Below are 20,437 nucleotides of genomic sequence, written 5' to 3'. Positions count from 1 at the left end.
CAATGAATCATCGGCAAATCACAAGACGGCTAGCAATTGCTCTAGGGTTAAGTACCTTTGCAGGTGTAAGCGTATCACCACTGCTGAAACTTGAAAATTTAAGCCAACAGGCTGAAGCAGTAGAAAATGGAACGCAAGATTTCACGGTTATCGGCAATGCAAGTTTACGCGATCGAGCAGCAGCCAAAAGATTTCTTTTTGGAGCAGCAACGGGATACCATAAACTAACTAACGATGCAGCACTCAATGCGAAATTTAGACAAGATTGTGCCATTTTAATGGCAGAAGAAGACTTGTTATGGGGTGCGCTTCGTCCAGATGCAGACACTTTTGCCTTTACTAAAGGTGATTGGCTAATTGATTACGCTCGCCAACACAAAATGTTAGTTGGTGCTACTCATTTGGTATGGCATGAATATATGCCTCAGTGGTTGGAAGAAAAGCTGAATAAGCAAAATGCCGAACAGATACTACTTCAACATATTAACAAAGTTGTGACACGCTATGCTAAAAAGATTCATTTTTGGTCTGTAGTGAACGAAGCAATCTTAACTTCCGATAAACGACCGGATGGATTAAGAAAAACGCCGTGGTTAGAATTTTTAGGACCCGATTACATTGAGATGGCATTTCGTGCTGCTGCTGCCGCAGATCCGCAAGCTTTGTTGCTATACAATGACAATGCTTTGGAATACGATATTCCCTATCACGACGAAAGGCGAGCAGCGGTATTAAAATGGTTGGAAAGATGGAAATCTAAAGATACTCCCATACACGGTTTAGGTTTACAATCTCATATAGGTAAATTAGATAATTTTAGCCCCAAAAAACTGAAAACTTTTTTGCGTGATGTTGCTAGTTTGGGTTTAAAGATCGTTATCACTGAAATGGATGTTGGAGATGCAGGAATGCCGACAGATATTAAAGTACGCGCTCGCATGGTTGCCGAAGTTTACAAACAGTTTCTCTCGGTAGTCTTGGAGGAACCAGCAGTTTTGGGCGCAATTACTTGGGGATTGAGCGATAAGTATACGTGGCTTTCTAATTATGCACCTAGAGAAGATGGCACGCCAGTACGTTCGCTACCGTATGATGCTGAAATGAATCGCAAGTTAGCTTGGAATGGCATTGCTCTTGCTTTCGAGCAGCTTAAACAGCGTCGTAAATCTTCTAAACTTTGGCTTGCATGGAGAAGACTTCAAACACAAGTTTAAAAGTGAAAGTTGTTTGACCAATTTTTTATGACTACGCCGCAGAAGATCCCCCCAACCCCCCTTTTCAAGGGGGCATTGTTTCCCTAATTATTAAGGAAAGCATTGTTTCCTCTCTCATTAAGAAAATCATTGTTTCCTTCCTCCTTAAGGAAAGCATTATTTCCCCCCTTTTTAAGGGGGGCTAGGGGGGATCGGATCTTTGCCATAACAGGTAAAATTAATGCTAGTGGCTAGCAATGATTGGCAAGCCGTTTTCTTCTAAAACTCGCGGCGAGAGAAAACAAGAATTGCGATCGCCAACATTAATACTGTATAAACCACACCATAGATAGCATTAGTTATCAGCGTCATCGCATCGGGTAAGGCAGAAAAACCATAAACAGCTTGATTTTTTAAATCTAGTCGCGATAGATCGGGTAACACAAGATATAAATTTCTCACTAATTGTTCGATCGCGGGATTTTTGCTCAAGCGTCCAAATTCTAATAAGTCTTGGCTCAAATTCCCCATCAAATAAACGCCAAAACAGAGTAAGGTAGCAAGAACTGTACTGGTAAATACTCCTAAAACTAACGCGATCGCCGTAATCAAAGATAACTGCAAGAATAAATAAACGACTGCTAAAAGTATGCTACCTAATGGATAAGTCAATTGATTTAATTGCAGCAGAGCGAGAAAAATAGCTGTCATGGCTGTTACCAAAGCACCTAAAACAGCTGCTAGTCCTAAATGTTTGCCCGTAATAAACTCGCTATGACTGATAGGTTTAGCAATTAAGACTAACACGGTACGTTTTTCAATTTCTTTATTCACCAATCCCGTACCGACAAACACCGCGACAATTAAACCCAAAACATTCATCGCCGCCAAACCGAAATCCAGAATAATTTTATCCTCAGCCCCCCCTGCAATTTGGGGAATTAGCATCACCGCCCCACTCAAGAGTAGAGCATATAGAGCGATGATATAGAGAATGCGATCGCGCACCACTTCCCGAAACACATTCGAGCCAATTGTAAACACCCTAGTTGGATTCATAATGTCAGTTATCAGTGAAGAAAGGGAGTAGGGAGTAGGGAGTAGGGAGTAGGGAGGACAAGGAAGACAAGGGAGACAAAGTAATTCAAAATCCAAAATCTGAAATCCAAAATTTCCTGACTCCTAACTCCTCACAAATGACCAATGACCAATGACCAATGACCATTTCTGTTTTAACTGTTGTAATTGCTAATGCCCAGAGGATAGAAGCTTCAGTTACAATCTAAGACGGCACGCCAAGAGGGTACGACTGTGAGTAGGAACGGTATCGGAATAAAAACGGCTCAGGTGCGATCGCAGCGGGTTGTCGGTCAGATTCACGTTTACGATGGCGCGGGTAAAGGTAAGTCTCAAGCGGCTTTAGGTGTGGTTTTGCGATCGATTGGCTTAGGAATTCACAGCCGCAATGATACCCGCGTCTTGCTGCTGCGGTTTCTTAAGGGACCAGGACGGGCTTACGATGAAGATGGGGCAATTAAGGCTCTACAACAAGGTTTTCCTCATTTAATCGACCAAGTACGGACGGGACGAGCCGAATTTTTTGGTCCCGATGAAATCACTCGCTTCGATCGCCTAGAGGCACAGCGGGGTTGGGATATTGCTAAAGGGGCGATCGCTTCTGGTTTGTATTCCGTGATTGTTTTAGACGAACTCAATCCGGTGTTAGATTTAGGTTTGCTACCCGTGGATGAAGTTGTCAGCGTTCTCCAGTCCAAGCTAGAAGAAATCGAAATTATCGCCACAGGACGCGGCGCACCCCAAAAACTGCTAGATATTGCCGATCTGCACTCGGAAATGCGCCCGCACCATCACCCTACAGCTGAGATGCAGGGAATTGCTGGAATTGAAATCTATACGGGGGCGGGTAAAGGTAAGTCTACCAGCGCCCTTGGTAAGGCACTGCAAGCGATTGGCAGAGGGATTAGTCAGGATAATTCCCACCGCGTTCTGATTATGCAGTGGCTCAAAGGTGGTAGCGGTTACACTGAGGATGCCGCGATCGCGGCTTTACAACAAACTTATCCGAATTTGGTTGACCATCAGCGCTGCGGACGCGATGCGATCGTCTGGCGCGGACAACAGCAAGAACTCGACTATGTAGAAGCCGAACGGGGTTGGGAAATTGCTAGAGTGGCGATCGCTTCTGGTTTGTACAAAACTATTATCCTCGACGAGCTGAACCCAACTGTAGATCTAGAATTGTTGCCGATTGAGCCAATCATGCAAGCGCTACTGCGTAAGCCCCGCGACACGGAGATTATCATCACTGGGCGCTGTCACAATCCCCCCGCTTATTTCGACTTGGCTGAAGTTCACTCCGAGGTATACTGTCACAAGCACTATGCTAATAGTGGAGTAGAACTCAAAAGCGGCGTTGATTTTTAATCATAGAGACATTACACGCAACGTCTCTACAAAATCCCCATAAAAATTCATGGAAAACACTCAAACATTAGATCTGATTACTGGTGGCATTGCGATCGCGATCCTAATCGGCGGTTACTTGATGATGTTTACTGATATTTTTACTAGGAAAAAAAAGTAGTTTATTCAGTTGAAAGTACTGCTGTAACTTAGTTTGAGCGCTATCTCTCGTAGCAATTTTCTATTTTTACGAGTTGTTTAGTGTTGACTAAATAACCTAAATGCTATACTGTTATTATTGCTAATCGCAAGAAAATTGTATGACTTAAGAACTGAAAGCAACAAAACAAGCTAAGGGTAAACTGAGTCATTATTGGCAGGTTATCTAAAAATTGCGGGAATTTCCTAGCCTTTAGCTGCAAAGCACAAAAACAAGGCAAATTTTATGTATTATCAAGCAGGAATACCTGATATATAGCTATTTTTTTTGAAACGCTTTATAGGATTTAATCTTATGGCTGTCATTAGTCATTAGTCATTGGTGACTGACTGATAACTTTGGTGACTGATAACTAGTGACAATAATAGCTGTTGCCTTCAGTTGCCGCGATCGCAGCGAATAAATTTAGCGTGTTTCTGTCTAAATTTATAGCTGGCACTGAACATAAGTTTTAAATCTTTTCTCGTCGATTTCAGCTTCTCTTCTGATAACCGCTAGTTTTCTTTTAGAAGGCGATCGCAGTTCTAAGTGTTTAGTAGTGCCATATTCTTATATGGTGAAATCTGCATAGACATAAATGTTTTTTGCGCCTATTTTTCGGACTTGAGTTAAGTCTGGAAATATCTGGTGTTTGAATCAGTTTTGGTTCGTGGTGGGCGCTGTCCATCCTACTAAGTTGTTAGTTGCTATTGATAACTGATAACTGATAACTGATAACCGATAACCAACCAATTACCATTAGATGAAAAGTTATGCTGACGCGCAGAAACTTCATCGAGCAAGCAATTATTACTCCGATTCAAGCTTTAGTAGCTACTAAAATTTGTCATTTTATTTATGTTAACTATAAACCGAAAGTTGTCATCATAGTAGGTGGAATATCGGGATTAGCAGCGGGATATTTCTTGTCTCAAAAAGGTATTGATGTAACTATTTTAGAAGCCCGTTCTCGCTTGGGTGGTCGCGTTTATTCTCATACGATTGATGAAAATGAAAATTTAGCTGTTGAACTGGGTGCAGAGTGGATTGGTGCTGCTCATCAGCGAGTTATTTCTCTTTGTCAAGAATTGGGTTTGGAATTGCACAATAATCAGTTTAATACCCATTTGTTATATCAAGGTAAATATTTTCGTCAAAATGAATGGGATTTCTCCGATGCTTGCAATAATAAATTAGACAATTTGCTACAGGCTTACTCGAATCTAGGTGAAGCCGATAAGATGAAATTGGATAAGATTGACTTGTGGCGTTATTTAGTTGACAACGGTATTAAAGATAAAGACTTAGACTTTATCGAGTTAATTAAAAGTACAGATTTTGGCGAGAGTATTCGTTTTGCTTCTGCTTTCCTTGCCTTAGACGAATATGTTGAATCGCAAGAAACCTATCATATGGACTATAAAATTAAAGGAGGTAATAGCAAGCTAGCCGAAACTTTAGCGGAGAAGATTGGACGAGATAAGATTCTACACAATCATCAAGTTGTAGCAATTGAACAAACGGGGCGAGCGGTAACAATTACCTGTGCTAATGGAGACAAGCTCGCTGCTGATAAAGTTATTTGTACTTTGCCGACAACGGTAATGAAAGATATTCGCTGGAATCCAGTTTTACCAGCAGATAAATTAGAGGCGATCGACGCATTACAATATAGTCGAATCAATAAATATGCCACTCTGTACAATCGTAGATTTTGGCAGGATGAAAGCTTCGATCTGATCACTGATGGACCTGCTCATTACTTCTATCACGCTACTAAAAATCAAGCTTCTACCAAAGGTGCATTAGTATCTTATACGATAGGTGATAAAGCTGATATTTTTGCTAGGCAATCCAATGCGGGCAGAAATGCATTAGTTGAAAGTGCGTTAAAACCAATCTTTGGCGATACGGAACAGTATGCTTTAAAGCAGATCAATCATTATTGGGGAAATGATGAATTTGCTAGAGGAAGCTATGCTTTCTATGGCAAAAATCAGTGGTTTAATATTCGTCCTATTTTGCAAAGAAGGTTTAATCACGTTCACTTTGCAGGGGAACATATAGCTGATTGGCAGGGATATATGGAAGGAGCAATTGAGACAGGTGAAGCCGCCGCTGCTGCTATTTTGGGATAAATATCTCTCCCTAAATTCCCCTTGAAAAGAGTATACCCGAAATCCAATACACGCCAAAATAGGCATGACTGATATTGCTGAAGGGGCGACATAAAATCTGGGATGCATATAGAATAAGCTCCATAGCTCTTATCCCTCGGAGATGACACTCTAGTTTATTGCAATTTAGTCTCATTAACTGATGTCTCCTTCTTGCAGAGTGCGATCGCTTATACCCGACTCGATTAAATCGATGGCAGCTTGTTCCATCAAGATTTTGATATCTTCTGGCATCTTGGATTCCATCTGAACCGATAGGTTGACTAAATCCTCAGTTAAATTCATAAAAAACTCCTAATTGTTGTCAAAAAGCTAGCAAAATCCAATTGAATCGCTCTAATCCCACTAAAGAGCCTTTTGTACGGCTTGTGCATAAACCTTTTTGGGTTTCATCCCTGCAATGCGCTCTACAACTTCCTCTCCTTTCAATAAAACAACGGTAGGCGCACTGCGCACGCCCAATTCAATCGCCAGTTCTGGATCTTCTGTCATATCGATAGTCACCAAATGAATCTGACCGGAGCGATCGCCCACAAGTTGTTCCAGAACGGGGGCAAGGGTTTTGCAAGAGGGACAGTGAGGTGCGACAAATTTAACTAAAATGGGGTTGGCAGATTCTTGCTGTAACTGTTCTAAAGCGTTGCGTCCTTCGGCAAAAATTCGATCGGTTAATTCTGACATGGTTGTTTCTCCTTTGATTAAATCGATCTCTATTGTTCATGCCACAGAGGCAAGGGAAAGGGATTGCTGTTCGGCTAACCAACGTTCCGCTTCTAAGGCTGCCATACAACCAGTTCCAGCTGCGGTAATCGCTTGTCGATAATAGTGGTCTTGTACATCTCCTGCTGCCCAAACCCCAGGAACATTGGTGGCTGTACTCTTACCGTTGGTTTGAATGTAACCAGCCCGATCTAAAATCAGTTGTTCTTGAAATAGTTGGGTGTTGGGAGCGTGACCGATCGCGTAAAATAAGCCACTTACAGGCAATTCAGAAACAGTTTCCGCTAGGGTATCCCGAACTCGTAGCTAATGCAGCACCTCATCTCCGTGGGTACTCAGAGGCATACAATTCCAGTGAATGTGAATCTGATGGTGGTTAAAAAGCCGCTCCTGCATAGTTTTAGATGCCCGCAGGCGATCGCGTCTTACTAGCAGGTGAACCTTGCGAGCATATTTGGTCAGATACAGGGCTTCTTCAGCAGCCGAATCTCCTCCGCCAACTACGGCAACTTCGGCATCGTGAAACAAGGGATTTGCCCCATCGCAGATGGCACAGGCAGAAATGCCATTATTCCAAAACTTTTCTTCGCCAGGAAGATGTAACCGTTTGGCAGTTGCTCCCGTACAGATAATGACAGCATGGGTTTGAACCACCTCTTCCTCAGAGGCGATCGTAAACGGACGCTGTTGAAAATCCACCCTCACCACATCATCCGCAATCAATTTAGCACCCCAGCGCAACGCCTGTTGGCGCATTTGCTGCATTAACTTGGGTCCAGTGATTCCTTCAGGAAAACCAGGAAAGTTTTCCACCTCCGTTGTAGTCATTAACTGACCGCCAGGAACACCACCTGCTGCAAACCCTTCAAATACCACTGGCTGGAGTTGTCCGCGTCCTGCATAAATCGCAGCCGTATAGCCCGCCGGACCAGAGCCAATAATCACTAGATTCTCGATCGTAATCAACTTAATCTCCCACAAACCATTGAGTGCCAGTAAATAGGTAATACGCTCCCGTCATAATCAGTGCCACACTACCCAAGCGGATAATTGTCTCTGAATGTTTCAACAACTTGTTGCTTTGTTTTGCGAATCCTGTAAACAAACTCGCTAGGAAAATCAGAATGGTATAACCCAGAGCGTAGCTAACCATGGTTAGAGTGCCTAACATTTGAGAACCAGTTGCTGCTGCTGCTGCCAGCACTGCAAATAGTACCGGACTAGCACAGGGAGAACTAACTAGGGCAAAGGTCAACCCCACCCCATAAGGTCCAGCCTGCGGGAGATTTACGTCCATCTCTGGTAAAGGCAGCTTGACCACTCCCATCAACCACAAACCCATCACAGCCATAATCAGTCCCACTACCACATTGATATAGCCTCGGTACTCCACCATCACGGCTCCGGCAAAGGAGGAAACTAAACCAAATAGACTTAAAATCGTGACTGCTCCTAGGACAAACAAGCCCGCCTTAGTAAAAGCATCCCAGCGGGATTTAATTTTGAGCGTGCCGATATAGCTGAGGTTGACAGGCAACAGTGCCAGAATACAGGGAGATACGCTGGCAAGTACTCCACCTACAAATGCTAGAGGCAATAACACTAGAGGATTTGCTGTATCTTGTTGGGCAAACCATTGCTGATAGCGATTTTCGATGATAGAAATGAGCCTCTCAATAGGATGACTGATGACGGGTCCGACGGTTAAAACCAGAATCAGCGCTAAGAGTCCTAATCCCCCGTAAAACAGCCATTTTTTCGATGCTTTAGAGCGTCGGGAAGCCTTATGCTCAGTTACTGACTGAGATATTTTTCTCATGAAAATCTCCTTAAACTATTCAGGAATGAAGTTGCCTTTGGAAGGCGCTCCCGCACAGCCGGTGAGAAGCGCACCGCGACGAATACTTATTCAAAAAAGTATCAACTTGGAGGGGAGAGACAAGCACGCTCGCCACTGCAATCTCTGAAAATTATTGGCAATGGCGAGCGCAGCAAACCCATAACGTCAATTAGCATTCTGCCATCCACTATTTTTGAGAGATAGCAGAGTTAAGTACCGATGTGTAATCTTTCAGATTCGCATTATTACGATGTTGGGTCAGAATATCGCCTGTAGCCGGATCGACGATCGCAACCATCCCTGTTTGTGACTTATTGGCAGCAAAAAACTCAGCCAATCCTAACTCTCTAGCTTGATTTTCTGCTCGGCTAGCTTTCGATTTATCGCTAACATCCAAAACAACAAAGTGAGCTTTGTTACCGTAGTCTTGTTTGAGTTGAGAAAGGGTCGGCGCAATATTTTTGCAGGCAGGACACCAGCTTGCATAGATATCAACTACCACAGGCTTTCCTTGTAGTTGTCGTGCTAAAGGTCCCCCGACGTTTCTAGCTTTAGACGCACAGGGGTTTTTAGAAGCACAAGGGTTTGTCGAGGCACAGGGGTTTTTAGAAGCACAAGGGTTTACTTGTGCGAAGCTGAAGCCATGCTTGGTGACTGCACCATCGGGAGTTGCAGAAGTTCTGAACGATGTCCCAGCTACGAGGGATACAGTAACAACGAGACTACTTACACATAGACTGAGCCATAACAATGCTGATTGTTTACGCATGATTCAATTTCCAAGATTTAGGACTGTATATTTCAACAAGCAGTAGTGAATGAATTACCGCTTAAATTTCCAGCAAGATAAGAAGTTGGCAGAGCAGACTTTTATAAATAGTTTGCTTACCGTTATTTAGATTAAATTCCAGAAAAATGAGTCTCAGATGAAGACCAGATTGAGATTAAATAAAAAATTTAAATCGGCAATGTGGCTTAATCGATGATGTCTTTTTTTCAGCAAAAATTCATCTAGGCATCAGCAATGAATAATCTTGACAGCAAACCTTTCACATACAATGAAAATTAAACAGCACCATCCAATCTCATCAAAGCTGAACTTAACTTTTAGCTATGCTTTGGTCGTGCGGTGATTTAAGTGACAAGTTGAGTGACTATGACAGGAAAAGACTGGTTAGTGAGGAACGATGGACAATGCTTGGCTTGTGATGTTGGTTCTCAAACTGAAGCATTATCCCATCCTTATCGGCTCTATCGCTTTTTAACCGATCTAGAAGATATTTTAGACTGCGTTAGCGATAACCGTTTGCGACTCCAGGCAATTCGTCCCCTGGTACGCAAACTATTGACTAGTTCTTCTTGGCTGCAAATTCCTACTCTAGCGCCTAACCTTGAAACAGGCTGGGAGGTATTAACATTATATGACGAACCATTTTTTCCCCTGACGGTACAATTAGTCGCCTGGGCACCTGGCATGACTTCGCCAATTCATAATCATGGCTGTTGGGGACTTGTGGCATTGCTGAGTGGAGAGGAGAAAAACACCTTTTGGCAGCGATCGCCAAGACCAGAATTTCCCGATCGCATCGAACCAGTAGGCAAGTGCCTGCTTACTCCTGGCGACATCCTGTGCTTGATGCCCGATGCCATTCACCATGTCGAAGCGATTGGAGACAAACCAACAATTAGCTTTAATTTATATGGTGAAACCAACTATAACCAAAGGTTTGAGTTTGAACCAGCACAAGGCATAGCGAAACACTTTTAATCTTTTCAGACTCGATCGACCCCTAGTAAATCAGTGAAGCTAAGTCGCCACCTGCAATCCTTAATCAATTCCTTCTCGGGCAAGCGGATTTCTACCTCCTCGCTTCAGTTTCGCCTAACTCTGGAATTGGTGGCACTCTCGGTTTTAGGACTCGGCAGTGTGGCGGCTTGGGCTGGCTGGCAAATGGAGCAGAATCTCGTGGCTGCCCACAAGCAAACCCTAGAATATATTGCCATGCGATTTCCCGAACAGCTCGAACTTTACACTCAGGTAGGTTCGCTGGAAACGGGATTAGAACGAACTATTAATAGAGTCTCGACACCTGGATTAGTAGTGTGGGTCAAGAATTCTCACGATCGACTTTTAGCACAGTCTCCCAATAGCGATAGTTCTTTATCTGAAATTCGTGCTGTCGAATCTCTCGCTGAAGTACCAAAACAACCCCAGGTAGTTCGCTTTGGCGATCGCGATATTGTTTTGTGCGGGACTCCTCTCGTCCTCAATGGCAAGTTTTTTGGAAAACTGTACCTGTCGCAAGATATCACGGCAGATCGACAGAAATTAAATGCTGGGTTATGGCGATTATTACTGATTAGCCTCTTGACTATTTCGATCTTAACTGTGGCGATTTCTCAACGAATTCGCCGAGCTATGCATCCCCTGAAGCAGATGAACCAGGTAGCCAGTGCTGTTTCCGCCGATGATTTGGGTGCTGCAAAACTGCAACTCCAGCAAGCACCAGATGAAATTTTGGGACTGGCAAAAGCCTTCAATGAAATGTTATTTCGGCTATCGGGTGCTTGGGAACAACAACGTCAGTTCGTCGGCAATGTTTCCCACGAACTACGCACTCCCCTAACTGTTGTGGTGGGTTATTTACAAAGTCTACTGCGACGAAGTACAAATTTAAGTGCTTATCAACAGCAGGCATTAGAAACAGCAACAGCAGAAACCGAACGTACCATTCGGATGCTGCAAGATTTGCTCGATCTGGCACGGGCAGATAGCGGTCATCTGCACTTTCGCTGCGCTCCGATTATGTTGAATACCCTTGTAGCAGAAGTGGTAGCAATGAGCCAAAAGGTTAGCAATCGAAAGATTACCGTGCTGGTAACCGATGAAGATGTAATCATCTGTGCCGACCAAGACCGCCTACAGCAGGTGTTAATTAACCTAGTGGGACTTTAAAACTTTCTAAGCCCAAATATAGCCGAACTTAGCTCTGTGAGAGGCAAATACATCAACATGCTCATTAAGCCAGCGGACCAAACGAAACTCGACTGCGGTGCGGAATGCCTCCAATGCTTCGGCAAAGGTTTGTAAGGGTTTGGTTGCCCAACGTCTGCGGAATCCGCCGGTCAACTGATGCCAAAGGATGAAGGTGTAAGCGATGAACACTAAAACCCAATGACGCTTCATACTCAGAGCATCCCGAACTTGATACTCACTCAAACCCAACCAGCCCTTGGCTTCTCGATAGAAGACCTCCACCCAGTTGCGAGCAGAATATGTTTGAGCTACCCAAGCCGCACTGACTTGGTTGTCAGAGGCATTGGTGAGAAAGTAATCCACCTCCGTCGCTTGCTCGAAACTAGAGGCATTGAGTTGAATCGCCAGCCAGCGAGTGCCTTCGAGCTTCGGAACGTGAACTGGTAACAGCGCCACCCAAACTGTCCGGGGCTGCTCCAGATTGAGTTGCACAGGTGTGAACTGCTCCACTGCCAAGGTTTGAGCAATAGCTTCTAATCCCTGCTTACGAGCAGACTCATCACCTGATGTTTGAGCAGTAACTTGGCGGTTTTTGGCGATTGCTGCCACGTAAGTTAGGTTTCTCGACTCCAACTGCTTGAGAAAAGGCGTGTTATTACCGTAGCCTGCATCAATTACAGTCACACCCGGTCGATAACCGCGCTTCAAGCATTGGTCAACCAAGTCTAGAGCCAGGTCAGGTTTTTTCTGGAAGTTGGGGTCTGCCTTGCCTTGCTCGAATAAACTTGCGTGTTGATAGAGTGCAACATCTAACGGCAGACGTCGCACTCCATCATACAAGTAGGTAGTCAGCAGCACAATACCATTGTCAGTCTTGCCAATCTCCCCAATGTACTGCCGTCCTACCCCATCAGTAGCCGCACCACTTTTGCGATGTCCCGAATCATCTACAATCAATGTGAAACCTTGACTCGGGGTCGTCTGGCGACACTGGTGCATCACCTCCAACCGCCGATTATTTAGCTTGACTTCATCCCAAGGGGCATTGTTGAGAAAATGTCTGAGGCTGTTGTAGGAGCCATCTACTGTATTTGTGACCAGTTGGCTCAGGTTTTTGCGCTGACTCTCACCCAGCAGTCCCCCTAGATAAACACGAAATTCCTGCCGCTGCTTCTGACGCGAAAATACATCATCAAACCGACGACACCAGTTCTCAAAGCACTGCGGCATCGCTGCTGGTACTTGATCTTTCACCTTACGTTGCTCCTGTCGAGACTGACGTAAAACGCAACTCCTACCCGCATTCTAGCTCAATTTGCTCCATCTTTCTTACAAAGTCCCACTAGTGGATAATGCGCTCAAGTATTCTGCTCCCGAACAACCAGTCGATCTGGTCTTAGAAAAAACTGCTCAGTCTGCTATAATTCACGTGCGCGATCGCGGTATCGGTATTCCTCTAACGCATCAAAAGCGCATCTTTGAACGGTTTTATCGGGTAGATGAGTCTAGAACCCGTTCTAGAGATGGTACGGGATTGGGTTTGGCGATCGCTAAAAGTCTGATTGAAGGAATGGACGGTCGAATCACTCTCCGCTCTAAACCAGGGGAGGGTAGTATATTTACAATTACCTTACCACTTTGGCAAATGCAGTTATGAGCGACCGCATTCTCCTGGTAGAAGATGACCCCAAACTAGCTGAATTCATCGCCACAGAACTCAGTTTGGAAGGGTATGAAGTTACCATTGCTACCAATGGAATGGATGGACTGACAATAGCTCGTGATGCTCAACCCGATTTATTAATTTTAGACTGGATGCTTCCAGGTATTTCTGGATTAGATCTGTGTTTACGGCTGAGAAAAACAGGGATTGAAGTTCCTATCATTATATTAACGGCGAAAGATGAGATACCAGACCGCGTTGCTGGATTAAATGCTGGAGCCGATGACTATGTGACTAAGCCTTTTAGCATAGAAGAACTCCTGGCAAGAGTGAAAGCTCGCTTGCGTCGCACTCACCCTGAAGAGACAAATGTGTTGGTTTTTGAAGACCTGACTTTGAATACTCTCACCCGCGAAGTCTATCGGGGTACTCAACTGATTGAATTAACTGCCAAAGAATTCGACCTATTGCAGCTATTACTCCGCCATCCCTGTCAAGTGATTACCCGCGAGCGAATTCTCGAACAGGTTTGGGGCTATGATTTTATGGGCGAGTCAAATATCATTGAAGTCTATATTCGTGCCTTACGAGTTAAGTTAGAGGCAAGCATCCCAAAACGCTTGGTACATACGATTCGAGGAGTTGGTTACGTGTTGCGAGAGTATGCTTAATTTTTTTGTACTTGGTTGAGTCTTGAATTGATTGGTTTCGGTCTGGCTGGTTTAGCAGATAAGAATCAGCGTCGAGAACCTGCTACAGAAAGAGAATCAGTTGTGGGAAATCGAATTGGCGATCGCGAACCTACTACTTATCGAGATCCCAATCCAACCGATCGCACGGGTTATCGTTGACAATACTTTTAATTGATACTGAAAGGTTCAACAATAAAGCCAAAACTCTCAGGAGCGAAGTTCCGAATTTAGTTTGAATAACTATGCTGCGATGCTTATCCATCAAACTTGGCTGCGTCAAGTTGGAGAATTCGAGCGATTCGTTGTCTTGATTGGGTAGGGTAACATCGGGAAAGCGATCGCCTACGTGCAGATTGGTAGTCGTGACATCCTCACATATTCGGGCAACTAGGCATATCCTCGCCAACCAACAGCCGCGCTAAACTCGGCAGCGCCTCACCGTAGGTCGGATGAATGTGAACCGATTGCTCTAGCAATTGCCAATTTGCACCCGCCTCCATCAACGACAAGAAGACGTGGACTAACTCGGCAGTTTCATAACCTACTAGGGTTGCACCTAAAATTTTGTCAGTATCGCGATCGATAACCATACGATAAAAGCCTAGATCCTGTCCCCACTCGATTGCCCGTGCAATCTGCGCCATTGGTAAAGTGACGGCACGGGCGTTGATGCCTTGTTGTTCTGCCTCTGCCAATGTCATGCCAACTCGCCCTACCTGGGGTTCGGTGTAAACCGCATAGCCCAAAACGCGATCGCTCTTGGTGCGCTCCTCGCCACACAAAATCGCTTTGAGGCGGCGATAGTCTTCCCAGGACACATGGGTAAAAGCAGGCTGTTTGGCAACATCACCAATTGCATAGACATTAGGGTTAGTCGTGTGAAAGCGATCGCCAATCTGGACATAACCTTGTGAATCTAACTCAATTCCCGCCGCCGCCGCATTCAATGCATCCGTATTGGGTTTGCGTCCGGTGGCAACTAATAAAGCTTCTGCTTCCAGCGTTTCGCCATTGCTCAAATTCAGGGTAAATACTCCATCTGTATGTCGAACTTGTTGCACGCGCTCATGAAAGTGCAATCCAATTCCATCGCGCTTAAATGCTTCTGCTAGGGTGACGCTGACTTCCGATTCTTCCCGATCGAGCAAGCGATCGCCCCGCACGATCAGATCGGTTTGACTGCCCAAACGCGCTAGTCCTTGCCCCAACTCCATCCCAATATATCCACCTCCTATTACCAGCAAACGGGGTGGTAGTGCCTGCAAGTCAAAAAATTTGCGATTGGTGAGATAGGGGGTGGCGGCTAAACCTGGAATGTCAGGTACTAGTGCCGAAGTCCCCGTATTGATGACGATGACTGGAGCCTCAACAGTCACGTCGCCACCTGTCACCGTGCGTTCTTCCGTAAAGGTGGCTTCAGCACAGACAACTTCAACGCCTGCGGTATCTAAACGCTTGTGCATCCCTTGATTGAAGCGATCGCGGATCGACCGTACCCGTTCCATCACGGCTGGAAAATCTACCTGTACCTGAGCCTGGATGCCCAAACTGGCAGCTTGGCGGGCGCGACCTGCGGCATGGGCAGCGGCGAGAAAAGCTTTCGAGGGAGTGCAGCCGTAATTAATGCAACTTCCCCCCAAGGCATCGCGCTCGAACAAAACTACCTTACGTCCTGCCTTTGCCCAATCTGCGGCTAGGGGAATGCCACCTTGACCGCTGCCGATAACGATGAGGTCTGCTGTTTTCATATCTGGGCGCTCTGCTTTGCGTTTTTGCGGCAGACAAGCTTGCATTGTTGAATGCAACTGCTGCTAACAGTTTAAAGAAAAGGTGAGAACACTAAGAATAATTCGTTATTTTTTAATCATCCTCAGAGTTAGATTTATGATTTTCTTTTACTTGTTCCTCCTTTGGCACATCTGCCTTCATTTTTAATTCGACGACTCCCATAATTTTGGCGCTGACTTCTAGTGCTACATTTTCAGTAGGTATTTGCCGTTCTCTGATTTCTTGACTGGCAGTTTGAATCACGTTGATTGCGCGATCGACGGCAGCGACAATTGCTTCTTCAGTAATGTCTGAAGCTATCTCCTGAGTGGTAGATGCTACTTGCTCAATTATCCGATTTCCTCTTGCTGGAAAAACTCGATTCGCTTGAGTCAGAACTTGCTGACTCTTTCGTTGTAATTGCTCCAGTATTCTTTTCCATCCAACATTATTTGCCCCCAATAAGTTAGTAACTACTGCGATCGCCAATGAGCTAGCCAGGAAAATTCCGACAGTAAACCAGTTGAGCTGATGGTACATATCCCTTAAAAGGAATAGAAATTGGCACCCAACCATTTGCTCCTCTACCTGTTAATATGACTCTGCGACCGCTAGAGATATAACCGACTACCTTGCTATCGCTTGAAGGTTCTTGTCGTGCTGGAATGCCTCGATTGGCAACGACTCGACGGCAACTGCTCGGTGGTGGCGCTTTAGCTTGACAATTCCCAATCCAATCTGCATAGACATATCCCTTCAAGGGAGCAGAAATTGGCACCCAGTTATTTGTAATCCCGCCTGCAACTTCGACATTACGCTCGTAAGCAACGATCCCGACTGCGTTACTATATACCGTGGGCTTTTCTCGGACGTATAAACCTCTCTTAGCAATGACTTGGTTGCAACTATACGGGCGTTGTGCTATTTGAGTGCCGATTACAGATGCCAATGTACTTTTTGAGCGAGAAGACGTATTATCCCGCAGCTCAATCGCACTGACGGAAAGCATGGGAGTGGCAAGAACTGCTGCCGTTAAGAAAGGTATTGTTAATGCTAAAGATTTTTTTGAGCTACTTTTCCCATTCATAAAGATTGTCCTACTATTAACAATCAAAGATTTTTGATCCGCACGAGCTAAAAATATCCAAACTACGTCTTTAGATAGATGCTCGCTTGTTTTACGTCTATCCGAGTCTATTCTGATCGAAAAAGGTGCAGATCTCGTGGAAAAAAAGAACTTTGTCTTCTCCCCTAGTTTTCCACTTTTTTAGTCTTCAATGAAGTTAAGCAATTTATTATTTAATTACGTCTTTCTCAGACTTAATTAGCCTCAAGTTATCAGCAGGAGAGCGAAAATGCGCTTTTTCAAAAAGCTAATTCCTTTGGAGGCGATGTCTATCGTGTTAGTTGCCATAGCCGTGCCAGTCTTAGCTCAAGCTCAAAATTTCCTTCCGCCTGATGCGATAGTTAGAATCTCACAAGTTCGTTAATCGTAGCGAAATCGAACCCTTTTAAAGACATGACATCGCAACTGTTGTCCTTGCACGGTTGTTTCTCGGTCGTCTACCCAAGCTTGCTGTAATGACACGCCATGTACGTGCAATTACACGCTTTGATAAAGGAAGCTGTAGTCTCCCTGCTGTTCCCATGTAAGTTCCAAGCTTTTTTCCTGCCCTATAAGGGAGAAGCAATAGAGTCGAGATTCTCCATAACCCAATACGGTTCATTTAAGGCTACGCTGTGCTGAGGATAAAGAAAATAGGAGGATTGGTTCGGGAGGGGGTGGCTCGATGTCTTGGCTTTTTTGAGCGAAACTTGGATACAGGTTTTTTTACAACTCTGGGATTGGTACGAGAAACTCGTTCAGGTAACAGAGTGTCTAAAATCTCTACAGTTAACCAACTTAAAAAAAGGGGAGTTCTTGTGATTGCAAGCGTTGAAATTTCGGGATAGCACGACGAATAACTCGCAATGTCCCAGTGAAACTCAGACGCAAAGGAGTGATACCCGCGCTCTTTGCAGCTTGAAACATCAATAACCGCACAGCCCAGTGTCCTAACAACCACCCGTAAACTTCCTGCACAACTTCACGCGGTTTTTGAGAGCGAATATGAGTTTTTCGTCCTGATAAATGTACTTTGAGTTCATCAATAGTATTTTCTACTTCCCAGCGTTGATGATATTCAATCGCCAGTAGTTGAGCCGGAAATTTCTCCAATTCCAATAAGCTGGTAATTAAGCGATATCTTAGTTGTTCCTCTGGGTTGTCGGTATTACCAATTGTGTATTCAATCACTCGGACTTGTATGGGCTGGCAAGCTTTTGAGCGGAATTTAGCAGGTGGATAAATCCAACTCAGATAAGAACCATCCGCCAGTGGTTCTTCGCACAAAAACTTGACATTTGCGGGAATTCTTCCTAAATAATCGCTACCAGTTGTGACAGTTGCTTGCACCATTGCATAAGAATGTAACCCTCTGTCCCACATCAACAACATCCCTGAACTCACGGAGCGTAATAATCTTAATGCCCGCACTCGTTCTCCTATTCGATATGGACACATCAATGCATCAAAGATTAAATGTGTTCCTGCTTCTACCAAAATGACTAATCGCAGTTTGGGAAATGCGGCTTGTGTGCCAGGACGGCTGCTCGGACGACCAAAAACTCTCGCATTTTCATCGCTGTCTGGCAGATCGAAGCAAGTCCGATCAATTACCACAATTCGCAATCCATTGAGAAATGCTCCTTTGGTATCGGTGCTAGCCATTGGTCGCACCAGTTGATGGAACAATTGACTCATCACCCTTGGACTTAATCGTTGTCGGGCTTGCGTTATTGCTGATTTACAAAAAACTCGCCAGTATTTCCCCACTTTCACCCATGCTTCGCTCAGCCCATCAATTAAGTTTTTCAGCACATCTCTCATCGAATCTCGTGACCACAGACTCATCGCAATTACCAAACAAATTACCAATTGTGCTGGTAACGAGCGTTTACGTTGTTCACAAACTTTAGTTTTAGCGATCGCTTGCTCGATCTCCGTGGATGGGATGGCTGCCTCTATCGCTTTGAACACATCACTACTTTGTATTGTAGGAGACAACAATGAGAAATCCTTCAGATGCACTACACTCACTTTCCATTCTTGGGAACAATGCTTAATTTACAACACTTTGAGCCTTAACTGAACCGTAGTGCTCCATAACCATCTCCTGCATCAGTATATAGGGTGAGGATTCTACTGGTGTTTGCAACTCATTAGAGACACAACATAACCTAAAACTCTACTGAAGCAACAGACCTACATTTTGGAGTTCCTCTACACTATCCTTAAAAACCTGCATAATGCGAACTATATCTTCATCAGTATGGGCTGCGGATAAGTACCCTCCTCCTCCAGGTAGAAGCAGAACCCCTCTGTCGATTAAGTTATAATTCAACAACATCAGGCTCTCAAACGATGCAGAAATTCCCGAAGTCGCAGGACCAATAATCGAGCTGAAATTTGCCATGCGGAGCGGTACTGCTTTTGTGGCAAAGTAAGCATTCAATTCAGCAATAAATTGTGACGTACGCTGAGCTAATTGCTCTTGCAGAGTCGCTCCTTGCGACTTGAGATAGTGAAGGACAGCTCGTGCAGCCGCGATCGCCAGTGGATGTTTGCGAAAAGTCCCCGCAAATAATGTCTGATTCGCTTGAGGATAGGAAGCATCTCCATAATTCCACATCCCACCATCGATGCGATCCATGTAGGTAGCCTTACCAGCAACGGCTCCGATTGGCATCCCGCCACCAACAATTTTTCCATATACGGCTAGATCTGCTGCCACGTCAAAAAACGCCTGAGCGCCACCTGGATGCAGGCGAAAGCCAGTTACGACTTCATCAAAGATTAACGCTATTCCCGATTCTGCGGTTAATTGCCTGAGTTGGTGGAGAAACATGCGGGGATCTCGATCTGGTCTTTGTCTTTGGATCGGACTAACTAACACAGCTGCTAATTCTTGGTGACGAACCGCGATCGCATCGAGCGATCGCGGATGCATAAAATCTAAAACCAAAATATCCTCGGCAGCACTGGGTGGTATACCTGGATAAATTGGCACTGAATGCAGATTGTTATCTACCGTTTCTGCTTGAACCAGTGTTTGATCGCTATGTCCGTGATAGGAATGTGAAAATATTGCAACTTTGTTGCGACCTGTGACTGTTCGTGCTAAGCGGATTGCAGTCATTATTGCTTCTGTGCCTGTATTACTAAAGGCGACTCGTTCCATCCGCGTTAGTTCGCAAAATAGCTCTGCAACCTCACCAACAAACTCTAGTTGCGAACCGAGTTGTATGCCTTGTTCTAGCTGCTCTGCTAGTGCTGCTTGAATAAACGGAGGATTGTAGCCAAAAAGATTGACTCCCAACCCCATGACGAGATCTATATATTCATTACCATCGACATCCCACATTCTGGAACCCGCAGCACGTTTGCTGGCGATGGGATAGGTCATTTCTTTCAAGGGAAAACTGAAATCTTCCGTTCCTCGCTCGTCAGCCAAAAAGGGGCGATAGGTCTGCGCCAGTTGTTTTGATGTTTTTGTGCGCTCGGTGTAACGAATAATGAATTGCTCCAAATACCTTTGCTGGCGGGACTGGTTTTCTAGGGCTGTTGTTTTCATGATTTTGACGAAATTTTTCGATGAGAAAATGTTTGACAAGTCATTTGTCAGGTAGGGTGCGTTGGTGTAACGCACCCTACGTTAATTTGATAGCGGTTTTCATTTAGGTAAA

The 20,437-nt window shown here is 44.7% G+C and carries 18 protein-coding genes and 3 pseudogenes; 9 read left to right on the top strand and 12 right to left on the bottom strand.

All coding sequences use genetic code 11. The annotated features are described in order from the left end of the window. The first annotated feature begins 2 nt into the window (after positions 1-2). A complete protein-coding gene (locus N4J56_RS09545) occupies positions 3-1,214 on the top strand; it encodes an endo-1,4-beta-xylanase (RefSeq protein WP_317106244.1) in 1,212 nt (403 codons plus the stop codon). 258 nt (positions 1,215-1,472) lie between these two features. Here N4J56_RS09545 and N4J56_RS09540 read toward each other — a convergent pair whose 3' ends face one another. Next, on the bottom strand, positions 1,473-2,252 hold the full coding sequence (locus tag N4J56_RS09540; protein WP_317106243.1) for an ABC transporter permease: 780 nt from the start codon (positions 2,250-2,252) through the stop codon (positions 1,473-1,475). Between the two features lie 252 nt (positions 2,253-2,504). Here N4J56_RS09540 and N4J56_RS09535 point away from each other — a divergent pair, with 252 nt between their 5' ends. Next, positions 2,505-3,638, top strand: a complete 1,134-nt coding sequence (locus N4J56_RS09535; RefSeq protein WP_317106242.1) for a cob(I)yrinic acid a,c-diamide adenosyltransferase — start codon at positions 2,505-2,507, stop codon at positions 3,636-3,638. A gap of 951 nt (positions 3,639-4,589) precedes the next feature. Further along, positions 4,590-5,954, top strand: a complete 1,365-nt coding sequence (locus N4J56_RS09530) for a flavin monoamine oxidase family protein (protein WP_317106241.1) — start codon at positions 4,590-4,592, stop codon at positions 5,952-5,954. Positions 5,955-6,128: 174 nt separating this feature from the next. On the opposite strand, the gene N4J56_RS09525 is transcribed toward N4J56_RS09530, so the two are convergent. The 5 genes and pseudogenes from N4J56_RS09525 to N4J56_RS09505 form a co-directional block, all read right to left on the bottom strand. Further along, complete coding sequence (locus N4J56_RS09525) at positions 6,129-6,278, bottom strand: hypothetical protein (protein ID WP_317106240.1); 150 nt, start codon at positions 6,276-6,278, stop codon at positions 6,129-6,131. Positions 6,279-6,338: 60 nt separating this feature from the next. Continuing rightward, positions 6,339-6,674: a thioredoxin family protein gene (locus N4J56_RS09520; RefSeq protein ID WP_317106239.1), complete on the bottom strand. Its 336-nt coding sequence runs from the start codon at positions 6,672-6,674 to the stop codon at positions 6,339-6,341. A 36-nt stretch (positions 6,675-6,710) separates the two neighbouring features. Beyond that, positions 6,711-7,676, bottom strand: a pseudogene (gene trxB / locus N4J56_RS09515) (thioredoxin-disulfide reductase). A gap of 4 nt (positions 7,677-7,680) precedes the next feature. Then, positions 7,681-8,532 carry a cytochrome c biogenesis CcdA family protein gene (locus N4J56_RS09510; protein ID WP_317106238.1) on the bottom strand — a complete coding sequence of 284 codons (852 nt, stop codon included), beginning with the start codon at positions 8,530-8,532 and terminating at the stop codon, positions 7,681-7,683. 208 nt (positions 8,533-8,740) lie between these two features. Next, positions 8,741-9,322, bottom strand: a complete 582-nt coding sequence (locus tag N4J56_RS09505; protein ID WP_317106237.1) for a thioredoxin family protein — start codon at positions 9,320-9,322, stop codon at positions 8,741-8,743. Between the two features lie 387 nt (positions 9,323-9,709). Between N4J56_RS09505 and N4J56_RS09500 the strand changes: the two genes are divergently transcribed. Both N4J56_RS09500 and N4J56_RS09495 read left to right on the top strand, forming a co-directional pair. Beyond that, positions 9,710-10,321: a cupin gene (locus tag N4J56_RS09500; RefSeq protein ID WP_317106236.1), complete on the top strand. Its 612-nt coding sequence runs from the start codon at positions 9,710-9,712 to the stop codon at positions 10,319-10,321. A gap of 33 nt (positions 10,322-10,354) precedes the next feature. Next, positions 10,355-11,500: pseudogene (locus N4J56_RS09495) on the top strand (histidine kinase dimerization/phospho-acceptor domain-containing protein); the annotation flags it as partial. Positions 11,501-11,515: 15 nt separating this feature from the next. Here the strand turns inward: N4J56_RS09495 and N4J56_RS09490 are convergent. Further along, positions 11,516-12,784 (bottom strand): IS701 family transposase, encoded by a 1,269-nt coding sequence (locus tag N4J56_RS09490; RefSeq protein ID WP_317104593.1) that lies wholly within the window; start codon positions 12,782-12,784, stop codon positions 11,516-11,518. 82 nt (positions 12,785-12,866) lie between these two features. Between N4J56_RS09490 and N4J56_RS09485 the strand changes: the two are divergent. From N4J56_RS09485 to N4J56_RS09475, 3 genes and pseudogenes are all read left to right on the top strand, one after another. After that, a pseudogene (locus N4J56_RS09485) lies at positions 12,867-13,187 on the top strand (sensor histidine kinase); the annotation flags it as partial. Next, positions 13,184-13,864, top strand: coding sequence for a response regulator transcription factor (locus tag N4J56_RS09480; protein ID WP_317106233.1), 681 nt, complete (start codon positions 13,184-13,186; stop codon positions 13,862-13,864). The pseudogene N4J56_RS09485 and the gene N4J56_RS09480, both read left to right, overlap by 4 nt. A 15-nt stretch (positions 13,865-13,879) precedes the next feature. Further along, entirely contained in the window at positions 13,880-14,044 is a 165-nt protein-coding gene (locus N4J56_RS09475; RefSeq protein WP_317106232.1) for a hypothetical protein, read from the top strand. Between the two features lie 212 nt (positions 14,045-14,256). Here the strand turns inward: N4J56_RS09475 and N4J56_RS09470 are convergent, their stop codons facing one another. From N4J56_RS09470 to N4J56_RS09460, 3 genes are all read right to left on the bottom strand, one after another. Next, positions 14,257-15,633 (bottom strand): dihydrolipoyl dehydrogenase family protein, encoded by a 1,377-nt coding sequence (locus N4J56_RS09470; protein ID WP_410500460.1) that lies wholly within the window; start codon positions 15,631-15,633, stop codon positions 14,257-14,259. Positions 15,634-15,745: 112 nt separating this feature from the next. Further along, the gene (locus tag N4J56_RS09465) at positions 15,746-16,192 is read right to left on the bottom strand and encodes a hypothetical protein (protein ID WP_317106230.1); all 447 of its coding nucleotides are present in this window, start codon (positions 16,190-16,192) and stop codon (positions 15,746-15,748) included. Further along, on the bottom strand, positions 16,146-16,739 hold the full coding sequence (locus tag N4J56_RS09460; RefSeq protein WP_317106229.1) for an SH3 domain-containing protein: 594 nt from the start codon (positions 16,737-16,739) through the stop codon (positions 16,146-16,148). The genes N4J56_RS09465 and N4J56_RS09460 overlap by 47 nt, the downstream gene beginning before the upstream one ends. A 268-nt stretch (positions 16,740-17,007) precedes the next feature. Between N4J56_RS09460 and N4J56_RS09455 the strand changes: the two genes are divergently transcribed. Continuing rightward, positions 17,008-17,142 carry a hypothetical protein gene (locus tag N4J56_RS09455; RefSeq protein ID WP_317106228.1) on the top strand — a complete coding sequence of 45 codons (135 nt, stop codon included), beginning with the start codon at positions 17,008-17,010 and terminating at the stop codon, positions 17,140-17,142. A 413-nt stretch (positions 17,143-17,555) separates the two neighbouring features. Here the strand turns inward: N4J56_RS09455 and N4J56_RS09450 are convergent, their stop codons facing one another. Together N4J56_RS09450 and N4J56_RS09445 are read right to left on the bottom strand one after the other, a co-directional pair. Beyond that, a complete protein-coding gene (locus N4J56_RS09450; RefSeq protein ID WP_410500401.1) occupies positions 17,556-18,692 on the bottom strand; it encodes an IS4 family transposase in 1,137 nt (378 codons plus the stop codon). A 247-nt stretch (positions 18,693-18,939) separates the two neighbouring features. Next, entirely contained in the window at positions 18,940-20,325 is a 1,386-nt protein-coding gene (locus tag N4J56_RS09445) for an aspartate aminotransferase family protein (RefSeq protein WP_317106227.1), read from the bottom strand. Between the last annotated feature and the right edge of the window lie 112 nt (positions 20,326-20,437).

Source organism: Chroococcidiopsis sp. SAG 2025 (genome assembly GCF_032860985.1).
Lineage (GTDB): Bacteria > Cyanobacteriota > Cyanobacteriia > Cyanobacteriales > Chroococcidiopsidaceae > Chroococcidiopsis.
This window is presented reverse-complemented; position numbering and strand designations above follow the sequence as displayed.

Coding starts and splice junctions, on each gene's coding strand:
- N4J56_RS09545 (WP_317106244.1), top strand. CDS start 3: ATGAATCATCGGCAAATCACAAGACGGCTAGCAATTGCTCTAGGGTTA.
- N4J56_RS09540 (WP_317106243.1), bottom strand. CDS start 2,252: ATGAATCCAACTAGGGTGTTTACAATTGGCTCGAATGTGTTTCGGGAA.
- N4J56_RS09530 (WP_317106241.1), top strand. CDS start 4,590: ATGCTGACGCGCAGAAACTTCATCGAGCAAGCAATTATTACTCCGATT.
- N4J56_RS09525 (WP_317106240.1), bottom strand. CDS start 6,278: ATGAATTTAACTGAGGATTTAGTCAACCTATCGGTTCAGATGGAATCC.
- N4J56_RS09520 (WP_317106239.1), bottom strand. CDS start 6,674: ATGTCAGAATTAACCGATCGAATTTTTGCCGAAGGACGCAACGCTTTA.
- N4J56_RS09510 (WP_317106238.1), bottom strand. CDS start 8,532: ATGAGAAAAATATCTCAGTCAGTAACTGAGCATAAGGCTTCCCGACGC.
- N4J56_RS09505 (WP_317106237.1), bottom strand. CDS start 9,322: ATGCGTAAACAATCAGCATTGTTATGGCTCAGTCTATGTGTAAGTAGT.
- N4J56_RS09500 (WP_317106236.1), top strand. CDS start 9,710: ATGACAGGAAAAGACTGGTTAGTGAGGAACGATGGACAATGCTTGGCT.
- N4J56_RS09480 (WP_317106233.1), top strand. CDS start 13,184: ATGAGCGACCGCATTCTCCTGGTAGAAGATGACCCCAAACTAGCTGAA.
- N4J56_RS09470 (WP_410500460.1), bottom strand. CDS start 15,633: ATGAAAACAGCAGACCTCATCGTTATCGGCAGCGGTCAAGGTGGCATT.
- N4J56_RS09465 (WP_317106230.1), bottom strand. CDS start 16,192: ATGTACCATCAGCTCAACTGGTTTACTGTCGGAATTTTCCTGGCTAGC.
- N4J56_RS09460 (WP_317106229.1), bottom strand. CDS start 16,739: ATGAATGGGAAAAGTAGCTCAAAAAAATCTTTAGCATTAACAATACCT.
- N4J56_RS09455 (WP_317106228.1), top strand. CDS start 17,008: ATGCGCTTTTTCAAAAAGCTAATTCCTTTGGAGGCGATGTCTATCGTG.
- N4J56_RS09445 (WP_317106227.1), bottom strand. CDS start 20,325: ATGAAAACAACAGCCCTAGAAAACCAGTCCCGCCAGCAAAGGTATTTG.